Annotated in this window: 22 protein-coding genes; 5 read left to right on the top strand and 17 right to left on the bottom strand. The window is 52.1% G+C overall.

The features are described from left to right. Positions 1-75: 75 nt before the first annotated feature. The 3 genes from BUB06_RS15450 to BUB06_RS15460 are packed head-to-tail and all read right to left on the bottom strand — an operon-like array spanning position 76 to position 1,781. Entirely contained in the window at positions 76-735 is a 660-nt protein-coding gene (locus BUB06_RS15450; RefSeq protein ID WP_039475217.1) for a DUF799 domain-containing protein, read from the bottom strand. Next, positions 732-1,091 (bottom strand): DUF4810 domain-containing protein, encoded by a 360-nt coding sequence (locus tag BUB06_RS15455; RefSeq protein ID WP_010302423.1) that lies wholly within the window; start codon positions 1,089-1,091, stop codon positions 732-734. The genes BUB06_RS15450 and BUB06_RS15455 overlap by 4 nt, the downstream gene beginning before the upstream one ends. An 18-nt stretch (positions 1,092-1,109) precedes the next feature. After that, entirely contained in the window at positions 1,110-1,781 is a 672-nt protein-coding gene (locus tag BUB06_RS15460) for a CsgG/HfaB family protein (protein WP_010302426.1), read from the bottom strand. Between the two features lie 431 nt (positions 1,782-2,212). On the opposite strand from BUB06_RS15460, the gene aegA reads away from it, so the two are divergent. From aegA to BUB06_RS15475, 3 genes are all read left to right on the top strand, one after another. Then, a complete protein-coding gene (gene aegA / locus BUB06_RS15465; protein WP_039475215.1) occupies positions 2,213-4,237 on the top strand; it encodes a formate-dependent uric acid utilization protein AegA in 2,025 nt (674 codons plus the stop codon). Beyond that, on the top strand, positions 4,234-4,755 hold the full coding sequence (locus tag BUB06_RS15470) for a 4Fe-4S dicluster domain-containing protein (protein ID WP_010681425.1): 522 nt from the start codon (positions 4,234-4,236) through the stop codon (positions 4,753-4,755). Before aegA ends, BUB06_RS15470 begins: the two co-directional genes overlap by 4 nt. Positions 4,756-4,944: 189 nt before the next feature. Beyond that, positions 4,945-5,688: a 4'-phosphopantetheinyl transferase family protein gene (locus BUB06_RS15475; protein WP_039475214.1), complete on the top strand. Its 744-nt coding sequence runs from the start codon at positions 4,945-4,947 to the stop codon at positions 5,686-5,688. 55 nt (positions 5,689-5,743) lie between these two features. Here BUB06_RS15475 and BUB06_RS15480 read toward each other — a convergent pair whose 3' ends face one another. Further along, positions 5,744-7,081, bottom strand: a complete 1,338-nt coding sequence (locus BUB06_RS15480) for an NCS2 family permease (protein ID WP_010302438.1) — start codon at positions 7,079-7,081, stop codon at positions 5,744-5,746. A 256-nt stretch (positions 7,082-7,337) separates the two neighbouring features. On the opposite strand from BUB06_RS15480, the gene yieH reads away from it, so the two are divergent. Further along, positions 7,338-8,006 carry a 6-phosphogluconate phosphatase gene (gene yieH / locus BUB06_RS15485; RefSeq protein ID WP_039475212.1) on the top strand — a complete coding sequence of 223 codons (669 nt, stop codon included), beginning with the start codon at positions 7,338-7,340 and terminating at the stop codon, positions 8,004-8,006. A 181-nt stretch (positions 8,007-8,187) separates the two neighbouring features. Here yieH and BUB06_RS15490 read toward each other — a convergent pair whose 3' ends face one another. The 5 genes from BUB06_RS15490 to BUB06_RS15510 form a co-directional block, all read right to left on the bottom strand. After that, positions 8,188-8,916 (bottom strand): amino acid ABC transporter permease, encoded by a 729-nt coding sequence (locus BUB06_RS15490; RefSeq protein WP_039475211.1) that lies wholly within the window; start codon positions 8,914-8,916, stop codon positions 8,188-8,190. A 1-nt stretch (position 8,917) separates the two neighbouring features. After that, the gene (locus BUB06_RS15495) at positions 8,918-9,661 is read right to left on the bottom strand and encodes an amino acid ABC transporter permease (protein ID WP_039475209.1); all 744 of its coding nucleotides are present in this window, start codon (positions 9,659-9,661) and stop codon (positions 8,918-8,920) included. Between the two features lie 94 nt (positions 9,662-9,755). Beyond that, positions 9,756-10,592: an ABC transporter substrate-binding protein gene (locus BUB06_RS15500; protein ID WP_039475208.1), complete on the bottom strand. Its 837-nt coding sequence runs from the start codon at positions 10,590-10,592 to the stop codon at positions 9,756-9,758. A gap of 124 nt (positions 10,593-10,716) precedes the next feature. Continuing rightward, the gene (locus BUB06_RS15505) at positions 10,717-11,712 is read right to left on the bottom strand and encodes a VirK/YbjX family protein (RefSeq protein WP_039475335.1); all 996 of its coding nucleotides are present in this window, start codon (positions 11,710-11,712) and stop codon (positions 10,717-10,719) included. Between the two features lie 234 nt (positions 11,713-11,946). Continuing rightward, complete coding sequence (locus tag BUB06_RS15510; protein WP_039475206.1) at positions 11,947-13,131, bottom strand: benzoate/H(+) symporter BenE family transporter; 1,185 nt, start codon at positions 13,129-13,131, stop codon at positions 11,947-11,949. 91 nt (positions 13,132-13,222) lie between these two features. Here BUB06_RS15510 and BUB06_RS15515 point away from each other — a divergent pair, with 91 nt between their 5' ends. Then, the gene (locus BUB06_RS15515) at positions 13,223-13,789 is read left to right on the top strand and encodes a helix-turn-helix domain-containing protein (protein ID WP_039475205.1); all 567 of its coding nucleotides are present in this window, start codon (positions 13,223-13,225) and stop codon (positions 13,787-13,789) included. A gap of 79 nt (positions 13,790-13,868) precedes the next feature. Here the strand turns inward: BUB06_RS15515 and phoU are convergent, their stop codons facing one another. From phoU to glmU, 8 genes are all read right to left on the bottom strand, one after another. Then, positions 13,869-14,597 (bottom strand): phosphate signaling complex protein PhoU, encoded by a 729-nt coding sequence (gene phoU, locus BUB06_RS15520; protein WP_010681436.1) that lies wholly within the window; start codon positions 14,595-14,597, stop codon positions 13,869-13,871. Positions 14,598-14,610: 13 nt separating this feature from the next. Continuing rightward, positions 14,611-15,384, bottom strand: coding sequence for a phosphate ABC transporter ATP-binding protein PstB (gene pstB / locus BUB06_RS15525; RefSeq protein ID WP_010681437.1), 774 nt, complete (start codon positions 15,382-15,384; stop codon positions 14,611-14,613). Between the two features lie 86 nt (positions 15,385-15,470). Continuing rightward, positions 15,471-16,358 (bottom strand): phosphate ABC transporter permease PstA, encoded by an 888-nt coding sequence (gene pstA / locus BUB06_RS15530; protein ID WP_039475203.1) that lies wholly within the window; start codon positions 16,356-16,358, stop codon positions 15,471-15,473. Then, a complete protein-coding gene (pstC, locus tag BUB06_RS15535) occupies positions 16,358-17,317 on the bottom strand; it encodes a phosphate ABC transporter permease PstC (protein ID WP_010300064.1) in 960 nt (319 codons plus the stop codon). The genes pstA and pstC overlap by 1 nt, the downstream gene beginning before the upstream one ends. Before the next feature lie 163 nt (positions 17,318-17,480). Beyond that, the gene (gene pstS / locus BUB06_RS15540) at positions 17,481-18,521 is read right to left on the bottom strand and encodes a phosphate ABC transporter substrate-binding protein PstS (protein ID WP_039475202.1); all 1,041 of its coding nucleotides are present in this window, start codon (positions 18,519-18,521) and stop codon (positions 17,481-17,483) included. Positions 18,522-18,733: 212 nt separating this feature from the next. After that, complete coding sequence (locus tag BUB06_RS15545) at positions 18,734-20,161, bottom strand: DUF4026 domain-containing protein (RefSeq protein WP_039475200.1); 1,428 nt, start codon at positions 20,159-20,161, stop codon at positions 18,734-18,736. A 164-nt stretch (positions 20,162-20,325) separates the two neighbouring features. Beyond that, the gene (glmS, locus tag BUB06_RS15550) at positions 20,326-22,158 is read right to left on the bottom strand and encodes a glutamine--fructose-6-phosphate transaminase (isomerizing) (protein ID WP_039475198.1); all 1,833 of its coding nucleotides are present in this window, start codon (positions 22,156-22,158) and stop codon (positions 20,326-20,328) included. 184 nt (positions 22,159-22,342) lie between these two features. Continuing rightward, complete coding sequence (gene glmU / locus BUB06_RS15555) at positions 22,343-23,713, bottom strand: bifunctional UDP-N-acetylglucosamine diphosphorylase/glucosamine-1-phosphate N-acetyltransferase GlmU (RefSeq protein WP_039475197.1); 1,371 nt, start codon at positions 23,711-23,713, stop codon at positions 22,343-22,345. Between the last annotated feature and the right edge of the window lie 306 nt (positions 23,714-24,019).

Consider the following 24,019-nt stretch of genomic DNA (forward strand, 5'->3'; position numbering starts at 1 on the left):
AAAACGCCGTTCAATAATGAACGGCGTTGATGATGTAGCGGTGTACTACCATGTAACGATGTACTACCTAGAAATTTAGTAGGTTTCTTTACCGTATTGCAGTGAACGAGGCCCGTACAGCATACCGCGTGGATTACCCGCCGCCAGCAGGCGCGCGCTGGTCACGCCAGCAACATCGTGGCCTTTATCGGAGATCGTGTCTGCGATTTGATTCACCGCAGCCTGTACCAGAATACCGATGATGCCGCCGTTAGAATTTGACTGCTGTTCGTTGCTGGACGCCGTTGCGCTTCCGCTCCACAGCAGTTTTCCGGTACGCAGATCAACCAGACGCGCATCCGCAGAAACGCGGGTTTCGCTATTAATCACGATGTATGACGTGCCGTACTCTTTTACGTCCAAATACAGCGCAGCATCAGCACCAAAGATTTGATGCAGCTTCGCCGTACTCAGCGCATGAATATCCGCCGCGGTCGACAGACCATTCTGTTTGAACGTTTCGTCCACTACAGCGACAGGCAAGACGTAATAACCCGACTCCGCCAGCGGATACGTGACCTGAGAAAGCAGGCTATAGCTCGCTTTCACATCCGGGGAATGGTTAACAGGCGGCAATACCAGAATGGACTTAGGCTTGCTCTGCTTAAATGCCGTGTAATCATAAGGAACGGGTTTAGCACAGCCGGTCAACACCAGCGCAAAAACCAGACCACATAATCCTAAGAAACGATTCATTTAATGCTCCCTTTATTTTTACTCAACAGGAAGTCCATAAAAGGTGCTGATTCAGGGAATTTCGCTTTTTCAGTTTCAAACTGTTGGCGAGCTTCACTATCACGGCCAGTATTGGCGTACAGCAACCCGAGTTGAGCATAGAGTCCCGGCGGGACAGGTTTATTGGCGGCTTTGGCTTTTTCGATCGATTCATTCAAAGCAAGAATCTGCTGCTCTGGGCCGACTTTATCCTGTTGATAATAATCGTAAAGCGCAGGCTGATATTTATCCCAGCTGTAAATCGTTTTTGGCGCAGACGCACAGCCTGCTAATACTGCCGCTGCCAGTAGCAGGACAATTTTCTTATGAGATAACATGGTTATATTCCTATTCCATTAGTTCGCTGGGCGCCAGGCACCACTTTCAATTCCTGCAACCAGATTGTTGACGGCTTCACGAATAGCCAAATCCAACACTTTGCCGTTCAGCGTAGAGTCATAGCTGGCCGTACCGCCAAAACCGATAATTTCACGGTTGGATAAGGTGTACTCGCCCGCCCCCTGTACGGAATACACCACTTCAGACGTTTGTACGTTCACCACGTTTAACGTGGTTTTTGCGTAAGCGACCTGTGTTTTACCGCGACCCAGGATGCCCCACAGCTGATGGTCACCCACTTCTTTGCGGCCAAACTCGGTCACATCGCCGGTAATAACATAGCTAGCGCCTTTCAGCGTCTGCGTTTGTCCTTTAATACCCGCTTCCGCTTTCAGCTCTTCCATGTTGGTACGATCCAACACATTAAAGCGGCCGCTCTGCTGAAGATGGCTAACAAGAATGGTTTTGGATTGATTACCTAAACGGTCAACGCCATCAGAAAAAATACCGTTCATGTAGTTAGAGCGGTTTTCAAATTTTCCGATGGAAATCGGGCTGCGAACACCCTGATAAGGCGTACTGTAAGAAGTCACTTTTTGTGCTTCTACGGTACGGGAAGACTCTGTGGCACATCCGCTCAATAACGCAGCCGACATGAATACAGAACAAAGAACGACTTTTTTATTCATAACACTATCCCTTAGTGACAATCCATTAACCTGAGCAACGCCCTGTTATTGATTCATAATGAAAATGCCGTAAACACGTTATTTAGCTGCAACACTGTTTTGATGCAACAGTATTTTGTTGCATGTAAATAGCGCCAAACATTATGAGGCGAGTAAGTAAAAGTAACGAGTTATTTCATCAAAAATAATGAAAACCAGAATTTTCACCCGAGATAAACCACTGTAAACCAGACAAAAAACAAGGTTATATACAACCAGACCATTACTTTCACATAACATTACAACTCACTGAAACGATTCAATAATTTTATTAGTAACCCATGTCAGATTTAACATTAACCGACTTTTTACCTGCTCTATATCAAGGTCAGGGTGTTATCCAGCTATTAGGATAAAGGCCACGATCGAGGGATCCAGAGTGGGAAAAGGTAATGAACCGATTTGTTATTGCCAGTACTCAAGACTGTATGGGGTGCCATGCATGCGAAATCGCCTGTGTCATTTCACACAATGACGAGCGCTATCCAGATAGTGCCGCGGTGTTTCAGCCCAGAATCAAGGCATTCAATACGCCAACGCTGCGGGCTGCCGTAACCTGCCGTCACTGTGAAGATGCCCCCTGCGCCAGCGTATGCCCAACGCAGGCCTTGATCAGAAAAGACAATAGCATTCAGCTCGTTCAGGAAAAGTGCATCGGCTGCAAAAGCTGTGTACTGGCTTGCCCGTTCGGCGCGATGTCCATGGTGACAAGCCCAGTGGACAACAGCGCCATCGCCCATAAATGCGATCTCTGCGCCGATCGTCCAGAAGGACAAGCGTGTGTAGAAGCCTGTCCGACTCAGGCCTTACAGCTCGTCAGCGAGCAAACGTTAGCGGCCCGCCGTCAGGAGAAACAACAGGTGATGGCGTTGCGCTCCTCCGCTCACTGGCAGCGTGAAACGCCCGTGCTGAAAGCGCAGACAACCCATCCGCTCAGCAAAAGAAAAAACTGGCCGCGCCGGGATGCCGAGAAAAAACCGCTGATCCAGAGAACCTCCACGTTTGATGAAATCTATCATGGCTTCTCCGTGCAGCAGACGGAAGATCAGGCTGACCGCTGCCTTTCTTGCGGCAAACGCGCGATCTGCGAGTGGACCTGCCCGCTGCATAACAATATTCCCGAATTGCTGAGTCTGGCGAAGCAAGGGCGGATTCTTGAAGCCGTAGAACTATCGCACCAAACCAGCAGCCTGCCGGAAATCTGTGGCCGAGTGTGCCCGCAGGATCGGTTATGCGAAGGCGCCTGTACGCTGGGCAAGGAGTACGGTGCGATTACCATCGGTAACGTTGAACGCTACATTACCGACACTGCGATAGAAATGGGCTGGTCACCCGATATGACGCATGTTGTTCCAAGCGGCAAACGCGCGGCGATTGTCGGTGCGGGTCCTGCTGGGCTGGCATGTGCCGATGTGCTAGCACGCAACGGTGTGCAGGCCGTGGTATTCGATCGTCACCCGGAAATTGGGGGGCTGCTCACGTTCGGGATTCCGTCGTTCAAGCTGGATAAAGACGTTCTGGTTCATCGGCGTGAAGTGTTCAGCGCCATGGGAATCGAGTTCCGACTGAATACCGAAGTGGGGAAAGATATTTCTCTGGCTCAGTTGCTGGACGACTATGACACCGTGTTTCTCGGCGTAGGCACCTACCGCTCCATGAAGGCCAACATTGAGAATGAAGAGGCTCCCGGCGTCTTCGATGCGCTGCCTTTCCTGATCGCCAATACCAAACACGTCATGGGGCTACCTGAATTAGAGGATGAGCCTTATATCTCGATGGCGGGCAAACGCGTCGTGGTACTCGGCGGTGGGGATACCGCGATGGACTGCCTGCGCACGTCCGTTCGGCAGGGTGCGGTATCCGTAACCTGCGCGTATCGCCGCGATGAAGCCAATATGCCCGGCTCGAAAAAAGAGGTGAAAAACTCCCGCGAAGAAGGCGTGGAATTCCTGTTTAACGTTCAGCCACAAAAAATCTGCCTCAATGAACAGGGCGAAGTATGCGGCATTAGTCTGGTTCGCACCGAACTGGGCGAGCCTGACGCCAGCGGCCGTCGTCGCCCGCGCCCTATTCCTGGTTCAGAATTCGTGCAGCCCGCGGAAGCCGTGATAACCGCATTTGGTTTTCAGTCACACAACATGCCGTGGCTGGAAGACGCCGACGTCAGTCTGGATAATTGGGGATACATCACCGCCCCGCTTGATAGCCAGATACCCTGCCAGACTAATCATCCGCGTATTTTTGCCGGTGGTGATGCCGTACGCGGTGCTGATCTGGTGGTTACCGCCATTGCCGACGGGCGCAAAGCCGCATTGGGAATGATTGCGACGATGGGGCTGACCGCCATCACAGGTGCCATTCCCGCACACCCGCATCGCCCTGAAATGAACGCAACCCGCGAGGAGCTCCGCTCATGAATCAGTTTGTTATTGCCGAAGCAGAAAAATGTATCGGCTGCCGGACCTGTGAGATCGCCTGCGCGGTAGCCCATAGCGGTGGCCAAAGTGCGCAGTTGCGGCCTTCGCATTTCTTTCCCCGACTGAAGGTCGTGAAAAGCGCCAGCGTCAGCGTGCCGGTTCTATGCCGCCAGTGTGAGAATGCGCCCTGTGCCAGCGTGTGCCCGAATGATGCGCTGGTGCGCGATCGGGACAGCATTCAGGTTATTCAGTCCCGCTGCATCGGCTGCAAAAGCTGCGTCGTCGCCTGTCCTTTCGGGGCCATCAATGTGGTGACAAAAGCGTCGAATGACGAGGGGGAAGCGCACCTCACGCAAAGCGAGGTCCACAAATGTGATTTATGCGTGGATGTCGCCCAGAGCCCTTCCTGCGTCAGCGTGTGTCCGACATCGGCGCTGCGATTAGTGACAGCGGATGAGTTGCGCAAGCAGACGTTGGAAAAACAGCGGCGTTCCGCACTGGGGTGGCCAAGCCATTAAAACAGACTGGAAGGTGGCGAACAGGGAAAGATCGCCACAAAACACACTACGCAGGAAATTCGGTGTGCCTAATTAATAATTATCGCCGATTTATCCATCGATTTTTCTTTAGATCACATATTAGTCTGATAATATGCATTGGTAATGCCTGATAGGTTCCCATCTTTTATCACGATCACGGAGTGAACAATGACCTGCCATTTTGTCAGGTGGACAAGCACGGAAGCGCTTCCTGACTTACAAAGACTGCCCGATAGGCTCATCTCATCAACACAAGGTTTTTCAGCCAAACGCCGCGAGCGTTATCTGAAAAGTCGAGTGCTGCTGGCTGAGATGATGTTCTATTTTTTCGGCTATCCGCTGTTGCCCACGCTGCTGGTGTCCCCTGAAGGACGCCCTTATTTTGCCGATCCCAATATGCCCGACTTCAGCATCGGCTATGCAGGCAATACTATCGCCATCCTCCTGAGCGAAGAAGGCAGCGTCGGTATGGATATCGAAATCGTTCATGTCAGGCCAACAAATCAGGTTGTCCCACAGATGCAGGCGCAGACACAGGCCGAACAGGCGTGGATCGACGCGCAGCGCGATCCGCTGGAGGCAGCAACGCAGCTATGCACCATCCGCCAGTCATTGATGAAGATCCCTGGCGTGAACAGCCACCCTCCCAATAATCTGAAACTCCACCCCGCCTCTGGCAGGCTGCGTTCAACCTGCACCCCCGCCGTAGAAGTGATGAGCGATGTTGATGATTACCTTGCCTGGGCCTGCGCCCATATCCCCACGCTTAACCGATTGATCATGTGGAAATATACGTCGGCAACGGGCATGAGAAAGTCGGGGGAAATTCTACAGCAGCAGCGCCAGTCTTTACGCTATATGAAATTAACCAGCCATACGATAGAAAAAGCCACCTCTACCGCCTCACAGTAGCCAGCCGCCTTGTCGCAGGCTGAGGCTCCGGGAAAGCCCCGGAGCCACGAACACATTAATGCCCGTCGATAAACACAATTTTCAGCAGGAACAGCAGCGCAACCACGACCACGCAAGGGCTGATTTCACGCCAGCGACCCGTCGCCAACTTCATCACACAGTAAGAAATGAAGCCCAGTGCGATCCCTTCAGTAATAGAGAAGCTGAACGGCATCATCACCGCGGTAATAAAGGCCGGTACGGCTTCCGTCAAGTCATCCCACTTCACGCGCGCCAGGCTGGACGTCATCAATACGCCCACGTAAATCAGTGCGCCCGCGGCCGCATAGGCAGGCACCATCCCCGCCAGCGGCGACAGGAAGATCACCAGCAGGAACAGCAGGCCTACAACCACAGCCGTCAGGCCGGTACGTCCACCCACAGATACGCCAGAAGAGCTTTCAATATACGCGGTAACGGAGGATGTCCCGATAAATGAACCGGCCACAGAGCTAACGCTATCGACATACAGTGCCTGCTTCATGCGAGGGAACTTACCGCGAGCATCAACCAGACCAGCTTTATCCGTCACGCCAATCAACGTACCGGAGGAGTCAAACAGGTTAACCAGCATGAAGGAGAAAATAATGCCGGACATCCCGAGGTTCAGTGCCCCAGCCAGATCAACCTGACCCACCACCGACATGACGCTAGGCGGCATGGAGAAAACGCCAGAATACGTCACATCGCCCAGCAGCAGGCCAATTGAGGTGGTCACCACGATGGAGATCAGTACCGCGGCGTGAATATTACGTGAGGCCAGCGCCACAATAATGAAAAAGCCCAGAGCACCCAGCAGCACGCTGTGTGACGTCAGGTTACCAATCGTCACCAGCGTTTCAGGGTTAGGAACGATAATGCCGGCGTTTTTCAGGCCCATCATGGCAATGAACAGGCCGATACCGCTGGCGATACCCAAACGCAGGCTGAGCGGGATATTGGCGATCATCCAATAGCGAATCTGGAAGATAGTCAGCAACAGGAAACCGATTGCGCCCCAGAAAATAGCACCCATCGCAACCTGCCATGGGAGACCCATCGCGCCAACGACGACAAAAGCGAAAAATGCATTCAGCCCCATTGCCGGAGCCAGCGCCACAGGCAGGTTAGCCAGCAGCCCCATCAAAATGCTGCCGAATGCCGCAATCAGACAGGTGGTCACAAAGACCGCTTTGGTATCCATCCCCGCCACGCCCAGAATCTGCGGGTTAACAAAAACGATGTAGACCATCGTCAAAAACGTCGTGAAACCGGCAATCGTTTCCGTACGTGCTGTCGTGCCGTGTTGTTTAAGTTTAAACACGCGCTCCAGCAGGCCTTGCTCGGTAGCAAGACCGGGTTGTGATTTATTCATTAGTAACAATCCAAAGAAGGGAATAACTATCGTCGGGTATCCTATAACAAAACGCTGCGTTTTTACGTTGATCCCACGTTTTTTTTCATCGAATAAGAAGAACCTATTAACGTCATGGCTATTGCGCCGCCATCCCTCAATTTAAACCCCTTAATTTTATGCAAGATCGCTCTGAAAATGGCTTTGTAGGTCGCAATATCGGGTCAATTGGTTAAAGTAGGAGCTTCATCTTTTATTTCATCGATAAGGATTGGTCATGCCCCGTATTGAATGCGTCTTCTTCGACTGTGATGGCACGCTGGTTGATAGCGAAGTGCTGTGTTGCCAGGCTTATGTGAATATCTTCATCCCGTATGGGGTGAACTTATCGCTGGAGGAGGTGATAAAAACCTACAAAGGCGTGAAGCTGTACGAGATTATTGCCCGCATCAGCCAGCAGCATGGCTTGACCGTGTCGGTAGACGATGCGGAGCGTCATTTCCGACAAGAAGTGAAACGTCTATTCGATGAATTCCTGCAACCTATCGAGGGCGCGCGTGAGTTAGTGCAGTCGATTACTGTCCCAATGGCCGTGGTGTCCAACGGTCCGGTCAGCAAGATGCACCATTCGCTCGGCCTGACGCACATGCTCGATCTGTTTGGCGACCATCTCTACAGCGGCTACGATCTGAAAAAATGGAAACCCGACCCGGCGGTGCTGTATCACGCTGCCGAGCAGTTACAGCTTCCCATCGAACACTGCATTCTGGTTGAAGATTCCGCTGCTGGTGTACAGGCAGGCATTGCTGCGGGCATTCCGGTGTTCTATTACTGCGCCGATCCCCATAACCAACCGATCCATCACCCGCTGGTCACGATGTTCGACGATATGCGCGAATTGCCGCAAATCTGGCGCGAAAAAGGCTGGAACATCACTGCGCAGTAGCAGCAATTCGGACTTATGTCAGACCGTCGGCAAATCTATTTATGGGACGAAAACGGTGGTAATGGAATAGAAGAGTAAAGCGTTTGCGCCATGGATGGCGCAAGCCGAGCGTACACGGACGTATTCACAGCGTCTTTACGATCTATCCATTACCACCGCACGACGCACGTAATCTTCATCCTCAGGCTGGCTTATTCCGCCACCACAGCAGACGGCGTTTCGGCTGCTTTTCCTGCTGGTTAAAACGGGCGTTAACCCCGTTCGCCAGCAGCTCCAGCGACAGACAAAACACAAAGTAGACCAGCGCGACAAACAGGAAAACCTCCATCGGGTAGACCATGCTGCGGTTATTGACCTGCGTAGCAAGAAACGTCAGCTCGCCGACCCCGACAATGTAGGCCAGTGAGGTATCCTTAATCAGAGAAATCCATTGGTTGATGAAGGAAGGCACCATCATCCGCAGCGCCTGCGGCAGCACTATCTGCCATAACACCTGCCAGCGGCTTAGCCCCAGCGAGAGTCCAGCCTGCCACTGGCCGCGCCCGATGGCGACAATGCCGGCCTTCACACCATGCGCCAGATACGCCGAGGCGATCAGCGCCAGCGCACAAACTACGGTAGTAATTTCAGGGATATCGACGCCAAAAACGATCGGCAGCAGGAAGTAGGTCCAGAAAATCAGCATGATGACGGGAATTGCCCGGAAGAACCCCAGCACCATCGCCAAAAGTGCACTCCACCAGCCTCGGGACATCGCTAGCGCCACGCCTAAAATCGTACCCAATATGGCAGACGCTATGCCCGCCAGCAGGCTCATCACCAGCGTCAGCGCCGCGCCACCCAGCGGGCCATCCGGGAACGTTCCCCACATCAAATAGTCGATGTTATCGGTGATAACGGTAAAATCCATCTTAGTGTCTCTCCGCCAGACTGCGCTGCTGACGCCACATGCCCCAGCCTTCCATCACCGCAATAATCACGATGTACAACACCGTCGCCACACCAAACGCCTGAAACGTACGCAGGGTTTCCGTCTCTACCTGACGCGACGCGTAGGACAATTCAGCAACGCCAATCGCCATCGTCAACGACGAGTTCTTAACGATATTCATGTACTGCCCAAGCAGCGGCGGCAGGGCGATTTTTAGCGCCTGTGGCAACACCACATAACGCATGGATTGGAAACCAGTTAACCCCAAAGCATGCGCGGCATACTTCTGCCCGCGCGCTACGCCACGAATACCGGAGCGGATCTCCTCCGCAATAAACGCGCTGGAGTAGAGCGTCAACCCTGCCAAGCCCGCCAGAAACTCAAAAGAAGGCCACGCTAACGTCGTACCGAAGAGAGAAAGCGTATGCGGGGTGTTCAGCCATTGCATCATCTCTGAGGGAAAAAGCTGCCCGGCACCGAAATACCAGAAAAATAGCTGCACCAGCAGCGGCGTATTACGAAACAGCGAACTGTAAGCCACAACCACTCCGCTCAGCACCCGAATCTGACTGTCTCTGGCTGCCGCCAGCAGAAAACCCAACACCGTAGACAGAACGATCGTACTCAGGGAAAGACCCAGCGTGATCAGGAAACCGCGCCACAGCCAGATGAGGTATTGAGGAGCCAACAGCCACGACTCAAGCGATTGCAGCGCCGTATCCATGCGTTTTATCTCTCTTTGTCATTATTACGAGGTACAAATAGAAATGCCCTCTGCATGCAGAGGGCTGAGATCATAGCACTGAAGGCGTCAGCTATCAGGATTTAGGTTGTTGATCCAGCGGGGCAAAGGTGAAGTCGCCGCGCGGCTGGGATGATTTTGTGCTCGGCCCGAACCAGCGATCGTAAATCGTCTTCGCTTCACCCTGTTTTTCCAGGTTAATCAGCGTGTCGTTAATTTTCGCCGTCAGACGCTCTTCGCCCTTCGGAATCCCGACGCCCTGATACTCTTTGGTAATGCTGAACGGAGAGATTTCAAACTCAGCCTTCTGTGCATCAGGCACGTTGGCCAGCAGGCCGACCAGTTTGGCATCATCCTGCGTGATGGCCTGAACGTTGCCGTTACGCAGCGCGGCGAAGGCCAGCGGCGTATCGTCGTAGGAAATCACTTTGGCTGTCGGGTAATGCTCGCGCAGGGTAATCTCCTGCACGGTGCCTTTATCCGCGCCGATGCGCAGCGTTTTGATGTCTTCCGGCGTTTTCAGCACGCCTTTACGGGCGATGAATTTTTGTCCGGTAGCGAAATAAGGAATACTAAAGTTAACCTGCTTGGCACGCTCATCGGTAATGGTGAAGTTCGCGGCGATCAGATCGACCTTCTGCGAGCTTAACAGCGGAATACGGTTAGCCGGATTAGTTGCGCGCAGCTCAACCTTTACGCCCAGCGCCTTACCAATTGCCTCAGCGATATCCACGTCATAACCCACCAGCTTTTTGCTCTGCGGATCGACATAGCCAAACGGCGGATTACTGTCGAAGACGGCAAATTTCACCACACCCGCCTTCTGAATGTCATCTAATTTATCTGCCTGTGCAGCACCAGAAACGGAAGCCAACCCGGCCAATAAAGTCACTGTCAAAATCTGCTTTTTCATTCCCTGCCCCTTAATTATTGGTGTATTAACAGCAGGCTATCAGCAGGGCGAAAACGCGGGAAATAACATAAATAGCTATAATATAACCTTATGTTACTTCGGTATTCTGGCAGATTATCCTGATTCAGGTGCGCTCTGCTGGATTGATGACAAGCGGCAGACTCCCTGTAAGTACATCATTAATCTGACAGGCTATCTCATCAAAGAGCGCATAGCGGCGGCGGTATTCTGCCCGTTTGCGGCTGGGAATATCCTGCTCAGCCTTTCTCGGAAGGGATAATGGCAGTGCAATGTTGCCATCAGGCCGCTGTTGACCGCCGTGGGCAAAAAGGAAAGCATTGTAATCGGCGAGAAAAACATGCCGCTTCTTACTGCGATAGCGCCAGTGTTTGTAGATGTGCGTTTCGTTACTGACCGAGACAACCTGCGCCAGATTAAGACCACTTGTCAGGTTAAGCAGGCCTTCCAGAAGAAGGCGTTTGGGAAACAGGCTATAGCAATCACGTGTCGCGCCCTGAATGACGCTGTGAGGCGTTTGCGGGTCAGCCCCCTGGATCCCACCGACAAACAGACTCATTTCCCCCTCAATACGCAGGATCGAGAACGTCATTTGCGCCAGCACGTGCTCACTGTTCTCAAGTTGCAGGGAAAGCTCTCCTTCCTTACACATCTGATCGTTACAAATCAGGCGAAGCGTGTAACTTTCACCGCTTTTCCCCTGAAAACAGGTCAGCATGTTGCCACTCTCATTTTGACCATATAACAAACGCTGGCGATGTAGCGGCAGAGATTGAATAAAGCGGTAATGATCCATTAAGGCCGAACAGGTTTGTTGCGCGGGTAACGAAGCCATCAGGTAGGGGCGCTGTAGCTTAGAGTAAAGCTGATTTCCGCTACGTCGAAAAATATCCTGTGCAGGATAATTAGCGATAAAGCTGAGCCACTTCATTGTCAGCAGCGGGTGAAGCATCACCCGGGAAGTATATTTTATACGCCATTGAACACTCGCCCAGCGCCGATCCGGCTGATGTTTGCCCGTTGCTAATGCCAACAACAGGGAAAATGCTGTCCGAAACTGGGTTTTATTACTGCCAAGTAATTGTGTAGATGTAATGTTCATGAACGTCACCATGATGAAGATGACGAAATCGTAGCGGGGCATTTATCAATGAAACTAAAATCACGCTACTCAAAACGCGGCATTATCTTATTTGTTGAGGATTAATTTAGGATAGGCGCTCGTTTAAGGATCGAGACACACGGGGCGACCACAGGGGTGAGGCCTCCCTGTGTTTCCCCTAACAACGGGCTTAAGTGACGAGTATTAGGCGCTTGCCTATTTTGCCTTATTCACTCAGCGTAACGCGGCTTTTCCCCCAGACAGCACCAGCCAGGTCATCATCCCCCCAATCAATCCCCAAAACGCCGCACCGATTCCCCACAGCGTCAGCCCAGAGGCGGTAATCAGAAAAGTGACCACCGCGGCATCGCGCTGTTTTTCATCCAGTAAAGCGCGGTACAGGCTGCCTGAAATGGTGCTGAGCAGCGCCAAACCGGCGATAGCGTGAATCAGCGGCTGCGGTAATGCCGTGAAAAGCTGCCCGATCGATCCGCCAAAAGCGCCCGCCAGCAGATAAAATCCACCGGCAGCAACGGCAGCAAGATAGCGTTTCTTCGGATCGGGATGTACATCCGGCCCCATACAGATCGCGGCGGTAATCGCGGCGATACAGACGGAAAAGCCACCGAACGGCGTCAAAACCAGCGCGATTAATGCGGTAATGGTAATCAGCGGTGATATGGGAACCTGATAGCCTGCCGCTTTCAACGTGGCAACGCCCGGTGCGTTCTGCGATGCCATGGTGACAATGAAAAATGGAATACCGACACCCAGCAGAGACGCCCATGAAAAATGCGGCGTAATAAATTCCGGTACGGCGAACACCAGCGGCGAATCAGAAACCACAATTTGTCCGCGAAATAAGGCTAGCAGCAGGCCAGCAAGCAGCGTCAGCACAATGGCAAAGCGCGGCAACAGCCGACGGCTGAGCAAATAGGTTACGCACATCGCAAAAGCCAGCCAGAAACCCTGTTGCAGGGAAAGAAAGGCATCCGCGCCAAAGCGCAGCAAAATCCCCGCCAGCATCGCAGCAGAAATAGCCTGCGGAATAACATTCATCAGGCGGGCAAAGAGGCCGGTGATCCCACAGATAAAAATAAGCGCGGAGGCAAAAAGAAACACGCCGATCGCCTCATTGATCGAGGTGCCCGGCAGGCTGGTGACTAGCAGCGCCGCCCCCGGCGTTGACCAGGCCGCCAGTATCGGCGCACGGTAATACAGCGACAGGCTAATAGACGCCAGCCCCTGGGCAATCCCCAGCATGCTTAACCAGCCGCCGATCTGCACCGCGCTGGCACCCGCCGCTTCCGCTGCCTGAAAAATGATGGCGGCCGAGCTGGTATAGCCCACCAGCACCGCAACAAAGCCAGCGATGAGGGTCGAAAAGGTGACATCTTTTAGCGCAAATGACGCAGGCATGGTATACCTTCACTCTTATCGTGCGTTATAACGCACAGAAAGCGTTAACATAGCAGTGTGCGCTATAACGCACAAGCAGGAGCCAATATTGATGTCTGATGAGCTAACCCGCCGTATTGGCAATACGTTGAAAACGTTAAGACAAGAGAAAGGCTGGAGCCTCACGCGCGCGGCAGAAGAGACGGGTGTGAGCAAAGCGATGTTGGGACAGATCGAGCGGGGTGAATCCAGCCCGACGGTTGCCACGCTGTGGAAAATTGCGACCGGCATGAATGTCGCATTTTCTACCTTTATTGAACCGACGCTCGCGGATGAAGACGTGACCTATCGCTCAGGGGCGGGATCGTCATTCAGGGAAAACGAAGCGGGAATGCACGTTGCACCGCTCTTCCCTTTCGACGAAAAGCTACGTTTTGATATGTTGGTTATTGAGCTGGCGGCGGGTGCCAGCAGCACCTCATCGGCGCATGAAAGCGGGGTGATCGAACATATTATTGTGCTGGAGGGACAGCTGGAGATTACCGTTGATGGGCAGATGCATGTGTTGTCCGCTGGTGACGCCTTGCGCTTTGCCGCCGACAGGGAACACCGCTACCACAACCCTGCCGATACCACAGCGCGCTTCCACGATCTGATTCACTATCCTGATAAAAACTAAATCGAGATAAAAAACCAAATCGATATAAAAAACAATGCCCTGCAAGCAGGGCATTATCACGATAATCACAAGGACGGGATCACTCTTCCGCTTTATCTTTCTGCGCCAGCAGCTTTTCCAGCGCATCGCCACCCAAGTGACGGAAATCCTGACCTTTGACGAAATAGAAGATAAATTCGCAGATATTCTGGCAACGGTCACCGATGCGCTCGATGGAACGGGCGCAGAACAACGCCGTCAGTACGCTTGGGATGGTGCGAGGATCTTCCATCATGTGGGTCATCAGTTGACGCACAATCCCTTCGTACTCTTTATCCACTTTTTTGTCTTCGCGATAAATACGAATCGCTTCATCCAGATCCATACGGGCAAACGCATCCAGCACGTCATGCAGCATCTGCACGGTGTGGCGCCCTAATGACTCCAGACTCACCAGCAACGGCTGATGCTGATGGGAGAATTTCTCCAGCGCGGTGCGACAGATTTTATCCGCAACGTCACCGATACGTTCCAGTTCGGAGATAGTTTTGATGATCGCCATCACCAGACGCAGATCGCTGGCGGTAGGCTGACGCTTCGCAATAATACGTACGCAGGCCTCATCAATCGCCACTTCCATCAGGTTAACTTTGGCGTCGCCTTCAATAACCTGCTGAGCCAGCTCTGCATCCTGATTATGCATCGCGGTAATCGCGTCACTCAGCTGTTGCTCCACCAGCCCGCCCATGGTCAGGACCTGCGTGCGGATGTGTTCCAGTTCGGCGTTAAACTGACCGGAAATGTGTTTGTTCAGATTCAGATTATCCATGATGCTTTCCTAATCAACCGTAACGGCCGGTGATGTAATCTTCAGTCTGTTTCTGCCGTGGAGCAGTAAACAGGGTATCAGTATCGCTGAACTCAATCAGCTCACCCAAATACATAAACGCCGTATGATCTGAACAACGCGCTGCCTGCTGCATATTGTGCGTCACGATAACCACGGTGTAGTCTTTTTTCAGCTCGGAGATCAGTTCTTCAATGCGGCCGGTAGAAATCGGGTCAAGCGCAGAACAGGGTTCATCCAGCAGCAAGACATCTGGGCGAATCGCGATACCACGCGCAATACATAAACGCTGCTGTTGACCACCGGACAGGCTATAGCCACTCTGGTGCAGCTTATCTTTCGTCTCTTGCCACAGCGCGGCTTTGGTCAGCGCCCACTGAACGCGTTCATCCATATCGGCACGAGACAGTTTTTCAAACAGACGCACACCAAACGCGATGTTGTCGTAAATCGACATCGGGAACGGCGTCGGCTTCTGGAACACCATGCCGACCTTGGCGCGCAGCAGCGCGATATCTTGCTTATCCGTCAGGATGTTATTGCCATCCAGCAGGATGTCGCCTTCGGCACGCTGCTCAGGGTAGAGCTGATACATTTTATTCAGCGTACGCAGCAGCGTGGATTTACCACAGCCGGACGGGCCGATAAACGCGGTAACCTGATTCGCGGCAATATCCAGCGTAATGTTTTTCAACGCATGGAATTTTCCGTAATAGAAATTCAGATCGCGTACCTGGATTTTGTTGGATGTCTCAGTAGCCATACTCATCAAGACTTCTCTCTTTTTCCTGGCGCTGCCTGGCAGCGCCTTGAATTTATTTAATGTTTCTCAGAAAACAACTATTTCTTAGCGAATTAGTGCTTCTTGGCAGAGAAAATAACGCGCGCCAGAATATTCAGCAGCAGCACACACAGCGTAATCAGCAGTACACCCGCCCAGGCCAGCTGTTGCCACTCCACAAACGGGCTCATGGCAAACTTAAATATGGTGACCGGCAGGTTAGCAATCGGATGCATCATATCCGTGCTCCAGAACTGATTCGACAGCGACGTAAACAGCAGCGGCGCGGTTTCCCCGGCGATACGCGCAATGGCCAGTAATACCCCGGTGATGATGCCCGATACCGATGCCTTCAGCGTAATCGCAGAAATCATTTTCCATTTCGGCGTACCCAGCGCATAAGCCGCTTCACGCAGGCTATCCGGTACCAGTTTAAGCATGTTCTCGGTGGTACGAATCACAATCGGCACCTGCAACAGCGCCAGCGCAATCACGCCCGCCCAGCCGGAGAAGTGCTGCATTTTTGCCACCACCAGCGTGTAGACAAACAGACCCACCACAATCGACGGTGCTGAAAGCAGAATGTCGTTGATGAAACGAATCACTTCGGCGATCCAGGATTTACGACCGTATTCCGCCAGATAAATGCCCGCCATAATCCCCAGTGGCGTACCCAGCAGCGTCGCCCACAGGATCAACAATCCGCTCCCGACGATGGCATTCGCCAATCCACCACCCGCCGTATTAGGCGGCGGCGTCATTTCGGTAAACAACGCCAGAGACATGCCATCCACGCCTCGGGTCACGGTCGAAAACAGAATCCACACCAGCCAGAACAGGCCAAACACCATCGTGGACATCGATAAGAACAGCGCAATGCGGTTTTTCTGGCGACGCCAGGCCTGCATTTTACGCCGCGAACGCTCCAGAGCAGCGTCTTGCTCTATGCCTAATGCAGCCATTAGCGCGCCCCCTCATTTTTAGCCAGACGCATCACCATCAGCTTTGAACATGCCAGAACAATAAAGGTAATCACAAACAGAATCAGTCCCAGCTCCATCAGTGCCGCCGTGTGCAGGCCGGATTCCGCTTCGGCGAATTCGTTCGCCAGCGCAGAGGTAATACTGTTGCCTGGCATATACAGCGACGCGCTGTCGAGCTGGTAGGTGTTACCGATGATAAAGGTCACCGCCATGGTTTCCCCCAACGCGCGCCCCAATCCCAACATCACCCCGCCGATCACGCCGTTTTTGGTGTAAGGCAGCACAATGCGCCAGATGACTTCCCACGTCGTACAGCCAATACCGTAGGCAGACTCTTTCATCATCACCGGCGTTTGCTCAAACACGTCACGCATCACCGCCGCAATGTACGGGATAATCATGATGGCCAGAATGACGCCAGCTGCCAGAATACCGATCCCGAATGCCGGACCGGAGAACAGCGAGCCAACAATAGGAATGCCGGACAGGACGTTGCCTACCGGCTGTTGAAAGTATTTGGCAAAAAGCGGAGCGAAAATGAACAGCCCCCACATGCCGTAGACAATACTCGGTATGGCCGCCAGCAATTCAATTGCCACGCCAAGCGGACGCTTCAACCAGGCTGGTGCCAGTTCTGTCAGAAATAGCGCAATCCCGAAGCTAATCGGAATCGCAATAATCAGTGCAATCAGTGAGGTAACGATGGTGCCGTAAATCGGAACCAGTGCACCAAACTGCTCTGCGGGCGCATCCCACTCTTTCGTCCACAAGAAGGCAAAACCGAACTTCTCGATGCTAGGCCAGGACGCCACAATCAGGGAAACAATAATGCCACCCAAGAGCAGTAGCGTGACCAGCGCCGCCAGTTTTACCAGCGTGCTGAAGAGGATATCGCCATATTTTCCCGGGGCTTTGATAGTTGGCTTGTACTCCGCCATACGTCTCTCTTCTCGTTTTAACTACATTTGATAAGCTATTGAAGGCAGAGAGGTTGCTATCACCTCTCCGCCCCGATACGACTTGTTATTCCACTACATCTTTCCCAGAACCTGACAACCTCATCACGCTCTGGTTATCAACACGATGGTGTCGATACAATAATTAGTACAGAGCTTTACCGCTGCTGTCTTTTACCTGGGTTTTCCAGGCAGCACGGATTTGCTCAACCACTTCTTTTGGCAGTGTTGCGTAATCCAGCGCTTCAGCTTGCTCGCCACCTTTCTTGAACGCCCAGTCGAAGAATTTCAACACTTCAGCGCCCTGCTCAGGTTTATCCTGTTTGGTCTGAACCAGGATGAACGTGGTTGAGGTGATCGGCCATGCATCAGCGCCTTTCTGGTTAGTCAGATCCTGAGCGAAAGACTTGCTCCAGTCGATTTCTTTAGCCGCGTTGCTGAAGCTTGCACCAGTCGGGCTAACCGCTTTGCCATCGGCAGAAATCAGTTTGGTGTAAGCCAGGTTGTTTTGCTTGGCATACGCGTATTCTACGTAACCGATAGAACCAGGCAGACGCTGTACGAACGCCGCGATACCATCGTTACCTTTACCGCCCAGACCGGTTGGCCAGTTCACAGTAGAACCTGCACCAATCTTCTCTTTCCACTCTGGGTTCACTTTTGCCAGGTAGCTGGTGAACACGAAAGACGTACCAGAACCGTCAGCACGACGAACCACTGCGATGTCCTGATCCGGCAGCTTGGCATTCGGGTTCAGTTTAGTGATTGCTGGGTCGTTCCATTTTTTGATGTTGCCCAGGTAGATATCACCCAGTGTTTTACCATCCAGCGTTAATTCGCCAGATTTGATACCAGGAACGTTCACTGCCAGCACCACACCACCGATAACGGTTGGGAACTGGAATAAACCATCCTGTGCTAATTTGTCGTCAGCCAGAGGCGCGTCAGAAGCACCGAAATCGACTGTTTTAGCGATAATCTGTTTTACACCACCAGAAGAACCGATGCCTTGATAGTTAACTTTATTACCGGTTTCTTTTTGATAGGAGTCAGCCCATTTGGCATAAACAGGCGCAGGGAATGTCGCACCGGCACCGGTGAGGTTAGCAGCAGCTAAAGCAGAAAATGCCGTCAGAGAAAAGGTTGCCGCAACAACACTGGCAAGAGTGGTACGCATCAGTTTCATAATCCCTCCTGTGGGATACTCAAACGTGTCGACGTAACGTCGTTATCTATCAGAGTTATCAAATCAGAGTGTAGTTCGCAGGAGGAAAAATAGGACAGTTTGGTGACAGTAAAATGTACGCAATATGACAGTTTTATGACAATGACGCGGGATGCGGGATAATTCAGGCATCACCAGCCAGAACACGCGTTCTGACTGGTGGAGGAGATCGGTCAGTGAGTCTGGCTATGGCTAAGCAATTTGTAAATCGTATCAGGCTTATAGCTATCGCCCTGATAATAAATCGCCCAGTCGGTTACCCACGATATATCAATAGAATACACACCGCCTTCCTGCATATCCTCAACGTAGAACGGATGATTGATTAATGTCCCCGTGACGACCGCGTCGTCGATTTTTTCGGGCACAAACCACATGTGTTCACGTTCTTCTCCCTCTTCGCCATGAGGAATGCCAAACTTCACCATAAAGCGCCATTCACTTTCGACAGGTTTAGGTGCTTTTTTTAATAGCTTAGCTAAAAATCCCGGCTTAGCCGGTTCGTCACTCACGTGGTAGTTTTTAAACATGTTGACGAAATAACGCCAGCGCAGCAGTGCCTTACGTGACATTTCTGCCGTTTCCGCGTTCGTGCGCCAGAACATGATGGCGTTCTGCTCATCAAACCCTTTGAAGAACGTTTGCAGTACAGGGTTTTCTTCGTTGGTACGAAACAGCATACAGGAAGGCTCCTGATGCACATCATCCCGATCGGCGCGATCGCCCAGAAACACGCCTTCCGGCGTCCCTTCCAGATCGTAGTGCATCTCTTCCAGAGGCCGCAGTTGATCAATCGGTGTGGATTGATTCACATGCCGTAGCCCTTCTTCAAACGGCAACGCCACCAGATATTCATAGCCGCTGCCCGTTTGCCCGCACAGAATCGGCTCATTAAAGGTAATCTGCTGATTTTGAATAGCATTATTAACAAAGCTTCGGAATAAATCCGGGATGCCATAATACGAACTCAGCGTCTCAGGAATAACTAATTCAGCCTCCGTCAGGCCGCATCGCGCCAGACCATGCGAGTGAAACCAGAATGTCGTTGGCGGATCGTTCTCGGTGTCATACACGGCATGAATGGTATACAGCGATTCAATTTCCGGCAGGACATCATCTTCCAGCTGAAAACTCAGCCATTCACGGGTAAACACGTTACCGGCCGCGGAAATATCGATACCCAGGAGAAAATCCGGCACCACGGCGCTTAATAAGCGGAGCTGATGAACGTAATCTTCCAGCGGATTGGGGCCAAAAATACACTCAACCATCACTTCCTGCGTTGCCGCATTAGCCTGCGCCAGCAGCTCCGGCGAAATCTCATCGGTTGAATGTATCGGCGTGATGTTATTCTCGGGATCGCGCTCCGATACCTCAAGATAAAAGGTCAGCTCGCGATCGTGATGACGACAGGTATAAAAGAATCCGCCCTGTTCCTGCTCGGTATAGCTTATTTCACCCTCGGTGAAAAATGACTGCGCCTCTAACAAGCTCTCCAACAGTGGATAGTTCATCTCTCGTGAGGAGAAAGCCACCATCGTTGAAGGCGCTTTTTCACCCTTCCCTTCAGCGATATCCAGATATTGTTGTTTGTTATTCATATTAAGAACTAATCAATATTCAATATGGGTAAACCAATATACCCAATAAATTTTGATAAGGAGAGTGCGGTGGACTTAAAATAAGGGGGATAAAAAATGAGATGAACTATAAAAATAAGCAGAGGTAAATAACACAATCGCTATTTACCTCCGTTTTTAAAAAATTACTCTACCGTAACAGATTTCGCCAGGTTACGTGGCTGATCGACATCAGTGCCTTTAATCAGCGCGACGTGATAAGACAGTAACTGCAACGGCACCGTATAGAAGATTGGCGCAATCACTTCTTCGATATGCGGCAGTGGAATAATCTTCATATTTTCGCTGCTGGTGAAACCGGCATCTTCGTCAGCGAAGACATACAGCTCACCGCCGCGCGCCCGAACTTCTTCGATGTTGGATTTCAATTTTTCCAACAGCTCGTTGTTCGGTGCCACGACGACAACTGGCATATCCGCATCAATCAGCGCCAGAGGGCCGTGTTTCAGCTCGCCTGCCGCATAGGCTTCCGCGTGGATGTAAGAAATCTCTTTCAGCTTCAGCGCCCCTTCCATTGCGATCGGATACTGATCGCCACGGCCTAAGAACAGCGCATGGTGCTTGTCAGAGAAACCTTCTGCCAGAGATTCGATGAGCTTGTCCTGAGACAGCATTTGCTCAATACGTGCTGGCAGCGCCTGCAAACCGTGAACGATCTCATGCTCAATTTTCGCATCCATACCGCGCAGGCGGCCAACACGCGCCACCAGCATCAGCAGAACGGTAAGCTGGGTAGTAAAGGCTTTGGTCGAGGCCACGCCAATCTCTACGCCCGCTTTGGTCATCAGCGCCAGATCGGATTCACGCACCAGCGAGGAACCCGCAACGTTACAAATGGCCAGCGAACCCAGGTAGCCCAGCTCTTTGGACAAACGCAGTGCCGCCAGCGTATCTGCGGTTTCACCAGACTGAGATAGGGTAATCATCAGGCTGTTCTTACGCACGGCAGGTTTGCGATAGCGGAATTCGGAAGCAATTTCCACGTCGCACGGAATCCCCGCCAGCGCTTCAAACCAGTAACGGGAAACCATACCGGAGTTGTAGGACGTACCGCAGGCAATAATCTGAACGTGCTCAACCTTCGCCAGCAGCTCATCCGCTTTCGGGCCTAACTCAGACAGATTGATCTCGCCGTGGCTGAAACGCCCTTCAAGGGTGTTCTTGATCGCCATTGGCTGTTCGTAGATCTCTTTCTGCATGTAGTGACGATACGCACCTTTGTCACCGGCATCGTAATTCACTTTTGATTCAATTTCTTCGCGCGCGGCAAGCTGGCCGGATTTATCAAACACGCGCACATCACGGCGGGTGATTTCCGCAATATCGCCTTCTTCCAGGAACATAAAGCGGCGAGTCACAGGCAGCAGCGCCAGCTGATCGGAGGCAATGAAGTTTTCACCCACACCACGACCAATCACCAGCGGGCTACCAGAACGCGCAGCAACCAGTACGCTTGGGTCGCGGTTATCCAACACCACCATGCCATACGCACCGCGCAGCTGTGGGATCACACGCTTAACGATTTCAACCAGCGTTCCGCCGTTCTGCTGCTGCTCGAAATGAACCAGATGAGCAACCACTTCGGTATCGGTTTCAGAAACGAAACGATAGCCGCGACCGATCAGCAGTTCGCGCAGCGGTTCATGGTTTTCGATAATGCCGTTATGGACGATAGTGATATGTTCAGAAACATGCGGGTGTGCGTTCTCTTCAGAAGGTTCACCGTGCGTTGCCCAGCGAGTATGGGCAATACCCGTACCGCCGTGCAGTTCATGCTCTTCGGCTGCCTGAGACAGCACCTGCACTTTCCCCAGACGACGCAAACGAGCGACATGTCCTTCGCTGTCAACAACCGCCAGGCCCGCAGAGTCATAGCCGCGGTACTCAAGACGGCGTAAACCTTCCAACAAAATTTCAGCAACATCACGTTGCGCAACAGCGCCTACAATTCCACACATCGATGGTATTCCTATAAAAGTGACATATTGTGTCACCAGGGATGTCTTAGACCTGATTGTTCCGGTTTTTCCGGGTTCCCCGAGCCTTGTAGAGAGTTGGGGATTATTATGTTTTGTTCTGTGCTCAGGGATCGGCCAAAGCACAGGGCAAAACCGCCTCCGCCGCGTGCGGAGGCATTAAATATTATTTCTTTTTCACCGGACGTTGCCAGCCGGAAATATGCCGTTGCTTCACGCGACCGACCACCAGCTCATTCTCTGCCACATCATGCGTAACCGTCGTTCCTGCACCGATCGTCGCACCGCTGGCTATGCTAACGGGCGCTACCAGCTGACTATCCGAACCAACAAATACATCGTCACCAATAACCGTTTTATGTTTATTCGCGCCGTCATAATTACAGGTGATCGTTCCTGCGCCAATATTAACACCGGAACCGATATCCGCATCACCCAAATAGCTAAGGTGGCCCGCTTTTGATCCTTTACCCAGCCGCGCTTTTTTCAGTTCGACAAAGTTGCCAACATGCGCGCCCTCAGCTAATTCCGAGCCAGGACGCAAGCGAGCAAACGGGCCAACGGTACACTCAGCTTCTAACACCGCGTCTTCCAACACGGAATAAGGGCTGATCTCTGTGTCATCGCCAAGGATGCAATTTTTGATTACGCAGCCAGCACCGATTTTCACCCGGTTGCCCAGCTTAACATTGCCTTCCACGACCACATTGACATCAATCACTACATCGCGACCATGAGCCAGTTCGCCACGCAGATCAAATCGTGCCGGATCGAGCAGCATCACACCGGCCAGCAGCAGTTTATCCGCCTGTTCACGCTGATAAACACGCTCCAGCGCCGACAATTGCAGACGGTTATTGACGCCCTCAACCTCACTCAGTCGCTCGGGATGGACCGCCTCAACACGCTGACCTTCTTCCGCTGCCATCGCAATAATATCGGTGATGTAAAACTCGCCCTGTGCGTTGTTGTTATTCAACTGGCTTAACCAACGCTTCAGATCCTTGCCGTTCGCGATCAGAATGCCGGTATTGATCTCGCTAATCTGGCGCTGTTCTTCGCTGGCATCTTTGTGCTCGACAATGCCGACTACGGCACCCTTTTCACGCACAATTCGTCCATAACCCGTTGGATCGTCCAGCTTCACCGTCAACAGGCCGATACCGCCCTGCGGCTTAGCCTCGCGTAAACGCCCCAGCGTTTGCGATGAAATCAGCGGCACATCGCCATACAACATCAAGATGTCTTCATCATCAGCAAAATGAGGCGCGGCTTGCTGCATCGCATGCCCGGTTCCCAGCTGTTCCGCCTGCAATACCCAGTTCAACGCTGGATCGGCCAATTCACGTTTTAGCAAATCGCCGCCGTGGCCGTATACCAGATGAACATGCTGTGCGCCTGTCGTCATGGCAGCATCAATAACGTGCTGAACCATCGGCTTACCCGCCAGTTTATGCAGCACCTTGGGAAGGTCGGAATACATACGGGTTCCTTTACCCGCAGCAAGGATCACCACACTCATCGCACTATTTGACATAAGTATCCTGACAGTACGGAACCACAGCTCCGCAAGAATAAAATGGCCAGCCTGTTACGGCATGAATAACCAGAGTTTACCGAAACTACTGCGTAACGCGGATACTTTTTGGTGAGTTTTTTCTGAAAATCTCGCTCAAAACGACGAATGTTCACGAGAAGAAGATACAAGCACCATACTCTCAACCTAAACAGAAATGACACAGAGTTTCATAAAAAACAGACTTTGTTTTTAAGTATTTCCATTTGTGACACACACAAAAGAAACAGCGTTTCATTTATAGCAATATACGCGGGCAAATAATTC

This window comes from Pectobacterium carotovorum, assembly GCF_900129615.1.
GTDB classification, from domain to species: Bacteria; Pseudomonadota; Gammaproteobacteria; order Enterobacterales; family Enterobacteriaceae; genus Pectobacterium; species Pectobacterium carotovorum.